Annotated in this window: 15 protein-coding genes; 7 read left to right on the forward strand and 8 right to left on the reverse strand. The window is 62.6% G+C overall.

Annotated elements, in window-relative coordinates; genetic code table 11:
- Window positions 1-20 precede the first annotated feature (20 nt).
- The 3 genes from ABZ677_RS16485 to ABZ677_RS16495 form a co-directional block, all read right to left on the reverse strand.
- Window positions 21-410: a hypothetical protein gene (locus ABZ677_RS16485; RefSeq protein WP_358371081.1), complete on the reverse strand. Its 390-nt coding sequence runs from the start codon at window positions 408-410 to the stop codon at window positions 21-23.
- Between the two features lie 17 nt (window positions 411-427).
- Window positions 428-994 carry a DUF3558 domain-containing protein gene (locus tag ABZ677_RS16490; protein ID WP_358371084.1) on the reverse strand — a complete coding sequence of 189 codons (567 nt, stop codon included), beginning with the start codon at window positions 992-994 and terminating at the stop codon, window positions 428-430.
- 64 nt (window positions 995-1,058) lie between these two features.
- On the reverse strand, window positions 1,059-1,748 hold the full coding sequence (locus ABZ677_RS16495; protein WP_358371087.1) for a DUF998 domain-containing protein: 690 nt from the start codon (window positions 1,746-1,748) through the stop codon (window positions 1,059-1,061).
- Window positions 1,749-1,855: 107 nt separating this feature from the next.
- Between ABZ677_RS16495 and ABZ677_RS16500 the strand changes: the two genes are divergently transcribed.
- Both ABZ677_RS16500 and ABZ677_RS16505 read left to right on the forward strand, forming a co-directional pair.
- Complete coding sequence (locus ABZ677_RS16500) at window positions 1,856-2,197, forward strand: metalloregulator ArsR/SmtB family transcription factor (RefSeq protein WP_094634876.1); 342 nt, start codon at window positions 1,856-1,858, stop codon at window positions 2,195-2,197.
- Window positions 2,198-2,200: 3 nt separating this feature from the next.
- Window positions 2,201-2,686 (forward strand): SRPBCC domain-containing protein, encoded by a 486-nt coding sequence (locus ABZ677_RS16505; RefSeq protein WP_358371091.1) that lies wholly within the window; start codon window positions 2,201-2,203, stop codon window positions 2,684-2,686.
- A 61-nt stretch (window positions 2,687-2,747) separates the two neighbouring features.
- On the opposite strand, the gene ABZ677_RS16510 is transcribed toward ABZ677_RS16505, so the two are convergent.
- Window positions 2,748-3,767, reverse strand: a complete 1,020-nt coding sequence (locus ABZ677_RS16510; protein ID WP_358371094.1) for a superoxide dismutase — start codon at window positions 3,765-3,767, stop codon at window positions 2,748-2,750.
- Between the two features lie 87 nt (window positions 3,768-3,854).
- Here ABZ677_RS16510 and ABZ677_RS16515 point away from each other — a divergent pair, with 87 nt between their 5' ends.
- Window positions 3,855-4,508 carry a DedA family protein gene (locus ABZ677_RS16515; RefSeq protein ID WP_358371097.1) on the forward strand — a complete coding sequence of 218 codons (654 nt, stop codon included), beginning with the start codon at window positions 3,855-3,857 and terminating at the stop codon, window positions 4,506-4,508.
- Between the two features lie 4 nt (window positions 4,509-4,512).
- On the opposite strand, the gene ABZ677_RS16520 is transcribed toward ABZ677_RS16515, so the two are convergent.
- Window positions 4,513-4,773: a LuxR C-terminal-related transcriptional regulator gene (locus ABZ677_RS16520; protein ID WP_032395056.1), complete on the reverse strand. Its 261-nt coding sequence runs from the start codon at window positions 4,771-4,773 to the stop codon at window positions 4,513-4,515.
- A 173-nt stretch (window positions 4,774-4,946) separates the two neighbouring features.
- Between ABZ677_RS16520 and ABZ677_RS16525 the strand changes: the two genes are divergently transcribed.
- Window positions 4,947-6,194, forward strand: a complete 1,248-nt coding sequence (locus ABZ677_RS16525; protein ID WP_358371100.1) for a TetR family transcriptional regulator C-terminal domain-containing protein — start codon at window positions 4,947-4,949, stop codon at window positions 6,192-6,194.
- 84 nt (window positions 6,195-6,278) lie between these two features.
- On the opposite strand, the gene ABZ677_RS16530 is transcribed toward ABZ677_RS16525, so the two are convergent.
- Window positions 6,279-6,782, reverse strand: a complete 504-nt coding sequence (locus tag ABZ677_RS16530; protein WP_358371103.1) for a hypothetical protein — start codon at window positions 6,780-6,782, stop codon at window positions 6,279-6,281.
- A 114-nt stretch (window positions 6,783-6,896) separates the two neighbouring features.
- Between ABZ677_RS16530 and ABZ677_RS16535 the strand changes: the two genes are divergently transcribed.
- Window positions 6,897-8,378, forward strand: coding sequence for an SAM-dependent methyltransferase (locus tag ABZ677_RS16535; protein WP_358371106.1), 1,482 nt, complete (start codon window positions 6,897-6,899; stop codon window positions 8,376-8,378).
- Here ABZ677_RS16535 and ABZ677_RS16540 read toward each other — a convergent pair.
- A complete protein-coding gene (locus ABZ677_RS16540; protein ID WP_358371108.1) occupies window positions 8,362-8,679 on the reverse strand; it encodes a helix-turn-helix transcriptional regulator in 318 nt (105 codons plus the stop codon). The two genes, ABZ677_RS16535 and ABZ677_RS16540, sit on opposite strands and share 17 nt — an antisense overlap.
- Before the next feature lie 88 nt (window positions 8,680-8,767).
- Between ABZ677_RS16540 and ABZ677_RS16545 the strand changes: the two genes are divergently transcribed.
- Together ABZ677_RS16545 and ABZ677_RS16550 are read left to right on the forward strand one after the other, a co-directional pair.
- Complete coding sequence (locus ABZ677_RS16545) at window positions 8,768-9,817, forward strand: SDR family oxidoreductase (protein WP_358371111.1); 1,050 nt, start codon at window positions 8,768-8,770, stop codon at window positions 9,815-9,817.
- An 80-nt stretch (window positions 9,818-9,897) separates the two neighbouring features.
- The gene (locus ABZ677_RS16550; protein ID WP_358371114.1) at window positions 9,898-10,689 is read left to right on the forward strand and encodes a thioesterase family protein; all 792 of its coding nucleotides are present in this window, start codon (window positions 9,898-9,900) and stop codon (window positions 10,687-10,689) included.
- Here the strand turns inward: ABZ677_RS16550 and ABZ677_RS16555 are convergent.
- Window positions 10,677-12,158 carry a mannitol dehydrogenase family protein gene (locus ABZ677_RS16555; RefSeq protein WP_358371117.1) on the reverse strand — a complete coding sequence of 494 codons (1,482 nt, stop codon included), beginning with the start codon at window positions 12,156-12,158 and terminating at the stop codon, window positions 10,677-10,679. The two genes, ABZ677_RS16550 and ABZ677_RS16555, sit on opposite strands and share 13 nt — an antisense overlap.
- Window positions 12,159-12,229: the final 71 nt, after the last annotated feature.

Consider the following 12,229-nt stretch of genomic DNA (forward strand, 5'->3'; position numbering starts at 1 on the left):
GGGTCGTCGGGATTGGTCGTCTATTTCGGCGGGGACAGCGCCTCTACGGTGACCGCAGTCGCGGTATCCGTCGCCTCAACACTGGCGAAATAGTGTCGAAAGAACTCCCGCATCGTCTTGATGATCTCGATCTGCTGCTTGATCGCAAAGCGCACGGAGCCTTCGTCGCCAACCGCAAGACGATGAAACTTCGCTTGAAGCTGTTGAGCTGAGTCCAAATCGCCCCAGGACTGCGGCCACGCGAGGGAAGTCGTCATTTCCAGCATTCGGTCGAGCTTCGTCAAATACTCGGCGCAAACAGCGTCGCAGCTCGCGGCGACTCCTGATTCGACGTCGAGTTCGCCTGCCACCGCCTGATCTAGAAGTCCACGCCAGTGCACGAGATTATTGTTCAGCCCGTACTGCTCCATCGTTTTCAACGTCCCATCTATGCCGGAAAGAACGGTTCCAGGTCAACTGCATGTCGATTGACCTCGGCGCACGGTTCACCCTCCAGGTCGCGTGAACCCTTCTTTTGGAGGTCGAGCACGATCAGACCATTGCCTGTATCCAGAGCGACTGCGCAACCGAGGAACTGCATTTCGTCGGCATGGCTCAGTTGAGTCGCGCTGCGCCCGGACAGCTTCAAGTCGACGCCGCGAACGAACGAGGGGCTGAGCAGCAGTTCGTCGATGGACTCCAACGACGACAAGACTGCAACGTAGTACCAGCTGTTCAGCGCGGCTCCATCCCAGGTGCAACCCTTCCAGCCGGGATACGTCGTGATTCCCGCGAAGTCCGGCCGCTCGGTGCTGACGTCCAACCCACTTGCCGCCACTGCAGATTTGGGGATGGTGCACGGATCGAATGGCTCCGGGCCGGGTGTCACCGTCGTCGATTCCAGCGGGGAGGCTTCACCGGGGCCGGGTGTTCCCTGAGTCGAGTTCGCACAACCCGTCAGCACCAGCGCCGAAGCACAGACCGCCGCGAAGCGACGCCCACCCACTACCCGCATTCGTTCGCCCTCTCGACACAGACGTCACTGAAAGGTTGGACGCGACGCGAGTGCAATCGGTTCCCTATACGGGCTGCGAGGCCTTTATCTCCTGAGACTCGAGCGAGGCGACACTCCGGCGTTCCGCGGCCCACACCCACAGGGCCAGCGATATCAATGCGATCACTTCGGCTACGACGAGCACCCGCTCCACGTAGCCGAGGGTGACGACGCGATACCAGGGACGCGAGCCGGTCGCTCCGACAGCCAACGCGTACACGATGGGCATCAGCGTCACGACCGACAGCGCGCTGAGTCCCATGGTCACGCGAGCGCGCCTTGCCCACACAGTGTCTCGAAGCCAGGGCCGCGAGAACGCGAACACCGCAATCGGGATGCTGACGAACGCCACGGCGGCCCCAAACCGATGGATCGTCCCGCCGAGGCTGAGCGAGGCGTCGTTCGACCAATCCTGCTTCGGCACAGCAACGACGGCGACCAGTCCGACGGTCCACAGCGTGAGGAAGATCGACGCGGTCGCACCGGGTCGAGTGAGGCGCTGGCGAATCGCGGACGCGAGGGTGAGCGCCGAACCGAATGCGAGCAGAACGACGCCGATCGAGAACACCCACTGCTGCGCGCCGAGACCGTATTCGCTGATCGTTCGGCGCAGATGGGAGGGCGTCTGCCATGCAGTGTGCAGATCGAGAACCAGCACCACGAGTGCGCCCAGCACGGTCGACAGTGCGCCGATCATGGCCGGTCGAATCGGCACAACGCCTCCCCTCTCGGAAGGCGTCGATCGCCTTCCACACTCCATGTTGCCTGAAGATCCGGTGCAGCCCTTGACCTGTAAGACAGGCAGGCATAACCTACAACCACATGGTTGTAGATGAGATGAGTGACGCCGAGGTCGATCGCCTGTTCCAGGCCTTCGCCGACAAGACGCGGCGCGACATCGTCGCGAAGGTCACTGTCGGTGAACAGTCGGTATCGGAGTTGGCGGCTCACTACGCCATGAGTTTCGCCGCTGTGCAGAAGCACGTCGCCGTTCTCGAACGCGCCGACGTGATCACCAAACACAAGCGTGGCAGGGAGCAGATCGTACGAGTTCGGCTGGAGACCATCGCACACGCTCGCGCCCTCCTCGATACCTACGAGGAGATCTGGCGACAACGCGTCGACCGGATCGACGACCTACTGTCCGAAGACCCGAAAGGCTGAATCATGCCGTTCATCAGCTCACACAAGGATGCAGAGAACCTGACCATGACCGTGGTCGCGGAGTTCGACGCGAAACTCGAACGGGTGTGGCAGATCTGGGAGGACCCGCGCCAACTCGAACAGTGGTGGGGTCCGCCCACATGGCCTGCGACGTTCGTGTCCCACGACTTCGTTGCCGGCGGCAGAGCGTCGTACTACATGTCGGGGCCGGACGGCGAAAAAGCCGCCGGATGGTGGCTTTTCACCGAGATTTCCGCACCGACCACGCTGTCCTTCGACGACGGGTTCGCCGACGACTCGGGCAATCCGTCGTCGACGATGCCCGTCACCCACGCCACCGTGACTCTCGAAGACGTCGGCGGCGCAACGCGAATGACCATCCGTTCGCGTTTCGACAGCCTGAGCCAGCTCGAAGAACTCGTGGCGATGGGCATGGACGAGGGCATGGCGTCGGCAATCGGCCAGATCGACGCCATCGTCGCCGACTGATCGTCCTGCCTGGAACTTCGACCTCTGCTACGAACTTCCGCGCACACGCGGCGCAGCCGCTCTACTCCGGAACAGAGCTGACAGTGAACGGCTCGACGGGCTCTCCCCCGCGCTTGTCGAACTGACTGTTCACCACGAGCAATCGATCGTCTACTGCTGCAACGGTTGTGGGGTAGGCGAACGATGCGTCGGTGATCTCACCCGTCACCGATCCGCTGCGGCCGTCGTCATTCAGGTCGACCTTGGAGATCAACCCGTCACGATTACGGACGACGTACAACGTGTCGTCGTCCATCTCCATCCCGTCGCCGTTCATGAGCGTTGCTCCGCCGAGGTCGACCTGTGTGACCTCCTTGGAAGTCTTGTCGATGCGATACAGGTTGCCGGTACTGGACTGCACGACGATCAAGGCAGATTCGTCGTCGTTCTCGACGATGCCGTTGGCGTTGAATCCCTCTCCGTACGCGAACGGTGTGCCGTCGAAGCTCACGAATGTCTCCAACGGAGCGTCCTGCGTTCCGGCCGTCATCTGCTCGACGGGAATGCGGAACAACGCCGGGCTACGCGAGTCCGTGACGTAGGCATCGCCGTTGTCGGCAATCGCGACGTCGTTGAGGAAGGTCGCGTCGGCACCGAGCCCGTTGGTGAACGTGGCAACCAGATCACCGGAATCGGCGTCGTACACCCACACCTTGCCGGTGGCCCCACCTGCGATCACCAGGTAGTCGGGACGATCGTCGTCGTCGGTCACGTCGATTCCGGCGGCACCGGTGCGTCCGTCCGCGCCGCCGGGCAGGAACACCGAGACATCCGGAGACCCGACGGTTCCGCGGAACACCGCTCCGTCGGATGTCGACGTCACATAGAAGGTGTCGTCCGCGGCGGTGATGCCCTCGGGGAACACTCCGGTTCCGGGTAGGTCGTAGACCGTTGCAGAGCTCGAAATCGCTGATGTCGAGGCCGGCGCGGACGAATTGCTCGTGGTGGTGGGTGCTGGATCGGCCGAGTCCGAGGACCCGCAGGCACTGAGCAGCAGTGTGGTGGCGGCAACAGCAGGGACTATCCGGGAGACTCGGTTCACACTCCCGAGTGTTCCATATGTCTCAATTTCCGGGCATTTCGCCTGGTGAGCAGATATTCGGCCCATCGGTTTCGTACAGTCGTTGTCATGAGCGACCTATCCTCCCTTGCCGCAGCCGACAGCGACCTCGGAGGGATCGCCGGATGGGCAGTGAGTCTGATGGAAGCCATCGGCGGCCCAGGTGCAGGAATCGCCGTCGCAGCGGAGAACTTCTTCCCGCCCCTTCCCAGCGAGATCATTCTGCCTCTCGCCGGGTTCACCGCCTCCCAAGGCGGCATGACATTGCTGAGTGCGTTGTTCTGGACGACGGCAGGTTCGGTGATCGGCGCACTCGTCCTGTACTGGCTCGGCGTCAAGCTCGGCCGCGATCGGATGTATGCCATCGTCGAGAAGATGCCGTTCGTCGGGACGGAGGATCTGACGAAGGCCGAGGACTGGTTCACTCGCCACGGCCGGTCTGCCGTGTTCTTCGGCCGCATGATTCCGATGGTCCGATCGGGCATCTCGATCCCGGCCGGTGTATCCCGGATGCCGGTTCTGCAATTCATCCTGTACACCACCCTCGGCAGCCTGATCTGGAACTCCATCTTCGTGCTCGCCGGCTACTTCCTCGGGGAGAACTGGCACTACGTGGAGAACTACGCCTCGGTGTTCCAATATGTCGTCATCGGCATCGTCGTCGCGCTGATCAGCTGGTTCGTGGTCAGGAAGGTGCGGTCCAGTCGCGTCGAGGTGCGGTAGCTGCTCACAGATCGTCGATGTCGATGAACCCGTCCTGCAGTGCACGCACCAGCAACGTCGCTTTGGTCGGTGCCGTTCGTCCCACTGCCGTGTACTTCGCTCTGATGCGAGTCAGGTGTGTGTTGACGGTTCCCATCGAGAGATAGAGCGAGCGCGATGCCTCCGCTTTGGAATCAGAGATGAGCCAGGCGGTGAGTACCTCGATTTCACGAGCGCTGAGTCGTGGGTCGGGTGCGTCTCCGACGCGGATATCGAGCACTGTCATGGAGATCCTTGATTTCGGGCACCGCCGCTGTCCCGGTGGCGCGAACACGGCCAATGACACCGCACTCACTCCGCTGCGTCACTCCGAGGAATGACCGAGGTTGCTCTCACCCGAGAGTGAATGCTGTCACCTGCACCCTCACGGTCGGCCCCACCTCGGTAAAGTCCGCTCCTATGACCGAGCTCGACGCGACCGCTGCCCTCTTCGTCGAGGCGGGTGTCGCATTGTTGATCGCGCATCCAAAGAGAATTCTCGAACGCGGATTACGTATCGAGGACGTCGTCCACGAGGCCGACTCGTCGACAGCGACGTTCTTCCGCAAGTTCGACACCAAGTCCGACTTCCTCGCCACGGTCGTCGAGCATCTGTCCCGAACTCCTCTACCCACCGACGTTCACGGCACCGTTCGCAACCAGATGACGAACAGTGGCGCATCGATTCGAACGGCGGTGTCGGCGCTCGTCGCGCACTACTTTCCGGCAATCGTCGACCGGAAGAGCACCACCGCCACTCTTCTCGACCATGTTTTCCGCGGACCTGCTTCCGCAGCACTCGCCGGGAGCTACCGCGTTCGAGACGACGCCGTACTGGACGCATTCGAGGCACTGTTCAATCCCGACGGTGGAGCCTTTCGCCGTCCCTTCACGGCTCGATCGTTCGCTGTGACGGTCAATGCCGTCGTCGACGGCTTTCGCATCCGCAGTCAGGTGGACGCCGCTTCCGTATCGGCCGATGTGATGTCCGACGCGGTCCTCGCCTTCATCGGGGCCGTCGTCGACACGTCGGGTCATCATCAGCACCTCGATGATGTCGTGGGAGAAATCGGCGCATCGGTGGAAGAACGGCCACTTCCTCGCGATCCGCGTGCTGCGATCGTCACCGCTGCGCGCGACGAGTTCGGAAAGCGTGGCTACTTCATGACGCGGATGGACGACGTCGCCGATATCGCAGGAGTGCCGAGGGCAGCGTGCAAGACACTGTTTCCGACCAAGCCGTCCGTCATCGTTGCTGCACTGCAGAGCCGGGTCGATCGTCTTCGTGAGTCGGTGGCCGACGACCAGTTGCTGAACCTCGACGAGCTCACTATCCTGCGGAATCACATGCTGCGGTGCGCGCAACTCGCCGCGGACGAACTCGAATACATGGACGCCCTCCTCGTCGCTGTCGCACACGACACCTACGGCGAGCCGGAGGGACTGATCTCCATCAAGGAGAAGCTCAACCTGCCGTCGATCATCGCACCGGTCATCGCACGAGGGCAGGACACCGGCATCTTTCGAAAGAGCTCGAGCCCAGTCGATCTCGCGGCAGGCATCACCAACACTCTACTGATGCGATGCTTCACTCGACGACAGAACAGCCCGCAGGACAACGCGACATTCGTCGGTGAGCTTCTCCTCGACGGACTCAGTGCGCACTGAGCATCGACCAACTGCGTGAGGCAGAAATGCCGCTGACGAATGGAGCGAGGGCCACACCGGCGATGCTGCAACCACTCCCCTGAATCAGTCGTTCGGAATGCGGTACCGGCCACCTTTGACGACGAACACCACGTATCCCAGAATCGCCAGCACGTAGAGCGCCGTCGGGACGGCGAGAACCCAGACGCTGACCGAGTCGCCCACCGTAGTACCGGCCACCCCGACGATCCACGCGAGCAGCAGGGCGGTTGCCGCACCCATCCAGTCGAGATCCTCTGCCATCTTGCGATCGAGCGTGGGCCTGTTCTCGGGCGAAGTCCAGTAGTCGTGCATTCGCCGAGTCGGTAAGTTCACGAGCTGGGCCGGAAGTCTGGGGAGCCACCACCCGACACTCGCGAAGAAGCCGATCAGTACGAACCCGATGCCACCCGTGGTGAGCAGAAACGATGACTTGGGCTCCACGCGGTCGACCCTTCCGGAGCCGGTGAAGTGCGCAGGTAACACGTCACCTGCAGTCACGGCGACCCACATGAGGGCACCGACGAATACGAGAGCTGTGAACGACAGTGCAACGCGCGAAAGCCTCATCCCAGTTCACTTTAGTGCCTTCGGCAGTGGTGTGGTGCTGACCTTCTGGTCGCTCCGCAGGCTACGCTCCTATGCCACCGAAGGAACCTGTCCGCACCACTGCCGGAGGCATCGATGCCCAACAACGAGTTCGGGGACTTCCAGACCCCGATCGAGTTGGCGCGTGCGTTGGTGAACACCCTGCCTCGACGACAGTGGACTCGCGTCCTCGAACCCACCTGCGGTGTCGGGAACTTCCTGTCGGTACTGGCCAAGAGTCACCCCGACGCAGAGCGCGTCGGGATCGAGGTGCAACCCGAGTACGCCGCGGCCGCATCGGTGTTCGGCAGAGTGATCACTGCCTCGATCTTCGATTTCGACCTGGCACGCGACATCGCATGGACATCCGAGCCGGGCCCGACTCTCGTGATCGGCAACCCACCGTGGGTGACCAACTCTCAGCTCTCGGTTCTGGGCTCCAGCAACCGACCGGCTCGTGCCAACACCGACAACGCCCGCGGAATCGATGCGATCACCGGAAGCTCCAATTTCGATATCGCGGAGTTCATCTGGATCAAGTTGCTGGCCGAGTTCGCAGATCACCCGGTCACCGTTGCGATGATCTGCAAGACCCAGGTAGCACGAAACATCCTGTTGCACTGCGCTCGGCACGGCCTCCCGATCACCGGTTCGAGTGTGCGACCCATCGACGCCAAGAAGTGGTTCGACGCCGGAGTTGATGCCTGTTGGTTCGTGGTCGAACTCGGAACCGGTCCAACCGACCACACCGCGCAGATGTATCCGAATATGGATTCACTGCGTCCCAGCACCAGAATCGGAGTGGTCGACGGACAACTGGTCGCGGACGTCGACGCATACGAGCGAAGCAAACAGTTCGATGGCATCAGTCCACTGATGTGGCGTCAGGGCATCAAGCACGACGCGTCTGCTGTCATGGAACTGGCCGAGAACGACGGCCCACGAACCAAACTGGGAACCAGCGTCGACATCGAAGCCGACTACTTGTTCCCGCTGTTCAAATGCACCGACGTCTACCGTGACAGGCTGAAGGTGGTGTCGCGCTGGATGATCGTTCCGCAGTCGCATACCGGCGACGACACCGCGCAGTTGGCGGACAGCGCGCCGAAGCTGTGGAAGTACCTGACCGACAACGCGGGCGCTCTCGATGGCCGAAAGTCGTCGATCTACCGAAGTCGCGCCCGGTTCTGCATCTTCGGTGTGGGGCCGTACACGTTTGCGCCGTACAAGATCGCGGTCTCCGGATTCCACAAGGTTCCGCAGTTCAGGATGGTCGGCCCGTACGACGGCAGACCTGCGGTGTTCGACGACGCCACCTATCTCCTGCCGTTCGAGGACCCAGCGGAATGCGCGGTCGCCCATGCGCTGTTGACCGGCCGGGAGGCCACCGATCTCATTGCTGCACTGGCATTCTGGGACAGCAAACGACCGGTGACGAAGAAGCTGTTGCAGCGCATCGACCTGAGCGCCATCGCACGTGCAACCGACCGGCGCGCCCTGCGGGACCGAGCACGAGCGGTGCACCAGGACAGCAGCTCGATCGATCAGGCCATCTACAACTTCACAATTCGGTCTTGATCGTTTCTGCCAATCGGTCGAGGAATTCGTCATTGCGTTTGTAGTGCACCCAGGGCCCGATTTTTGTGCTCGTCACCAGGTGGGCACGTTGAAGTACCGCCATGTACTGCGAAGCGGTGGATTGGGACACGCCCGCCCTCGACTGAATGTGCTTGAGACACACTCCCACATCCTCGGCCGGTTCGAGCTGCGGCGGAAAGTCGCTCGGGTCCTTGAGCCACCGCATGATCGCCAATCTCGCGGGGTTGCCCAGCGCACCGAACACTGCCGCCAGCTCTCCGGGGTCCAGTTCGTCAGCCACCCTCCAAGCCTACTCCGATATCGCGATATCACGATATGTGGTCTACTGACGGCATCGCAATATCGCGATATCCAGATAGGAGTAGGTCATGACACGCGTCGCAGTAGTAGTGGGAGCCAACGGAGTGATCGGCAGCAACTTGATCGACCACCTGCAACGATCCGGTGAGTGGGACATCGTCGGGCTGTCACGCCGCGGTGGTACCGACGCCGGACGCGTCCGGCACATCGCGGTGGATCTGCTCGACGCCGACGAGACCCACCGTCGACTGACGGAGCTGACCGAGGTCACACACATCTTCTACGCCGCTTACCAGGAGAGACCGAGCTGGGCCGAACTCGTCGCCCCCAATCTCGCGATGCTCGTCAACGTGGTCACGGCCATCGAGGAGCGCTCACCGGACCTCGAGCACGTGAGCCTGATGCAGGGCTACAAGGTGTACGGCGCGCACCTGGGCCCCTTCAAAACCCCAGCGCGAGAATCCGATCCACCCCACATGCCGCCCGAGTTCAACGTCGATCAACAGCAGTTTCTCGAGACACGGCAACTCGGTAAGCGGTGGACGTGGTCGGCGATCCGACCGTCGGTGGTGTGCGGTGTCGCACTGGGGAACCCGATGAATCTGGCCACCGTCATCGCCGTGTACGCCACCATGTGCAAGAAACTGGGCGTCCCCATGCGGTTTCCGGGCAAGCCCGGTGCCTTCGACGCACTGCTCGAGATGACGGATGCATCGTTGCTTGCCGAGGCGACAGTATGGGCGGCCACCACGCTGAGCTGCGCCAACCAGGCGTTCAACATCACCAACGGCGATCTGTTTCGCTGGAGCGACATGTGGCCGCGCATCGCGGGTCTTTTCGACCTCGACACCGCAAGTCCCCTACCGATGTCCCTGGCCGATGTCATGGCAGACAAGGAACCGCTGTGGGATTCGATCGTCGCCGAGAACGGGCTGCAGAAGATTCCGTATTCCGACGTATCGTCCTGGGCATTCGGCGATTTCGTGTTCGCGTGGGACTACGACGTCATAGCGGACGGTTCCAAGGCGCGTCGACTGGGTTTTCACCGTTTCGTCGACACCAAGGCAATGTTCGCCGAGATAGTCGCCGAGTTGCGTCGACAGCGAATCATTCCTTGAGGGAGCCACCCTGTGTACCACCCGAGTGGGCCGGATAGTTTGAACCGGCACGAACGCCGATCGAGACCTACGGGAGAACAATGCATCCGTTCGACACAGCAGTCGCGCTCGAGACCGTCGGCGACGGCACGTATCGAGGCAGGACATCAGCGCCGTACAACAACATGGTCGGCCCGTTCGGCGGCATCACTGCTGCGACGTTCATCCGAGCCATCGAACGGCATCCGGAATGCCTCGGATCGCCGGTCTCGCTGACGGTCAACTTCGCCGGCCCGGTGGCCGAGGGCGACTTCGAGATCTCGGCGCGCGCCGTGCGCACCAACCGCAGCAATCAGCACTGGTACCTCGAACTCGTCCAGGGCGGTGCCGTCGCCACCACGGCCACAGCGGTGTTCGGAACCAGGCGTGAGACGTGGGACAACACCGAGGCCGTGGCACCGGCCGTCCCCTCCCCCGCCGAGACGCCCCGAGGCAGCTTTCCCGACGCGATCGCCTGGGCGCAGAACTACGAGATGCGGTTCGTTGCAGGCGCTCTGAACGACCAGGAATCACCGGACTCGACCGAGACGCTGTGGATCCGCGACACGCCCCCGCGCCCGGTGGACTTCGCTGCGCTGACCTCGCTCAGCGATGTGTTCTACCCCAGAATCTTTCAGCGCCTCGGTCGCTACGTGCCGGCCGGCACCATCTCGCTGACGACCCACTACTTCGCGACGCCCGACGATCTCGAGCAACACTCCGACGGGTACATCCTCGGCACAGCACGAGCCCGCCGCTTCCATCAGGGTTACTTCGATCAGACGGCCGAACTGTGGACCAAAGCCGGGACGTTGCTGGCCACGAGCCACCAGGTGGTGTACTACAAGGGCTGACCCACTCCGACCGACTGTTCCAGCACGCGCCGAACTGCTCCGCGGGCACCGCTGTCCTGAAGCGAGCGCTTGGCCCGTTGGTACGCCCCGCGCAGCCGCGGACTTGTCGACAGATCGCCGAAGACAGCAGGATTCGCCAGGAATGCGCCGGGATTATCGTGGTCCTCCCACGACAATCGCTGCAGGTGTTCGGCATTCGCGTCGACCATCGGAATGTCCCCGCGCTCGTGCACTCCGCACCACGCGGCGAGCACCAGCGCTCCGTGGTCGACCGATCGGTCCTGTGCGAGCCGGTCGCGGATCACCGGCAGCACGAACTTCGGAATGCGCGCGGACGCGTCGACGATCTGACGTTCGAGCGTGTCTCGCACGGCGAGGCTCGAGAAACGGTGCAGCAGTTGCTCGATATAGGTGTCGATGTCGATTCCGTCGACCGGGGCGAGCGTCGGGGCAGCCTCGGCTCGCATGTACGACGCGACGAACTCGTACAGGTCGGGGCTGGCCATCACCTCGTGCACGTGGCTGTATCCGGCGAGGATACCGAGATAGCTCAGTGCTTGGTGAGATCCGTTGAGCAGCCGCAGTTTCATGTGTTCGTACGGTGCGACGTCGGCGACGAGTTGCACTCCGACCTCGCCGAAGGGAGGTCGCCCGAACGAGAAGGTGTCTTCGACCACCCACTGCGAGAACGATTCCGACAGCACCGGCCAGCCATCGTCGATTCCGAAGTCGCTGCGCACGTCCTCGATGACGGCGGCCGTCTTAGCAGGGGTGATGCGGTCGACCATCGAGTTGGGAAATGCCACCGTTGCGTCGATCCAGTCCGCCAGGTCGGCGTCGTGCCGACGGGCGAAGGAGGTCAATGCCGTTCGGGTCACCGACCCGTTGTGGACGATGTTGTCGCACGACATCACGGTGAACGGCGGAATTCCGTGGTACCGGCGGGCGGCGAGCGCAACGGTCAGAAAGCCGAAGACACTCGACGGTATCGAGAGGTCACCGAGGTCGTCGAGCACCGCGGGATCGGTGGGCTCGAATGCACCGGTGACGTCGTCGATGCCGTAGCCCGCCTCGGTGATCGTCAGTGACACGATCATCGTGGCGGGTGAGCTGAGCACATCGATCACGCCCTGCGGATCGTCCGGCGCGAAGACGAAATCCGCGACCGATCCGATCACCCGAGCGTCGCGTCGACCGTCGGGATCCACCGTGACCAGGGTGTAGAGATGATCCTGGGAGTCGAGGACGTCGCCGATCTTCCTGTCTCCCGGCAACACTCCCACTCCGCACAGCGCCCAGTCGAGATGTCCGGCCGCGAGCAGCCGATCGAAGTACACCGCCTGATGTGCCCGATGAAAAGCGCCGACTCCGAAATGCACCACACCGCAGTGCAGTTCGTCCAAGTCGTAGTCCGGCTTCGCGACGGTCGCGGGCAGGTGTTCCAACGTCGCGCGGCGAAGCTCGGTCATGACAGATCCTCGGGGTCGGACGAACGTGGTGAGCGGTGGCGCTCCCGGGCATGTTCTGCCACCAGGAGCAC

Origin of the sequence: Rhodococcus sp. NPDC006774, assembly GCF_040636045.1 — a bacterium.
Taxonomy (GTDB): Bacteria; Actinomycetota; Actinomycetes; order Mycobacteriales; family Mycobacteriaceae; genus Rhodococcoides.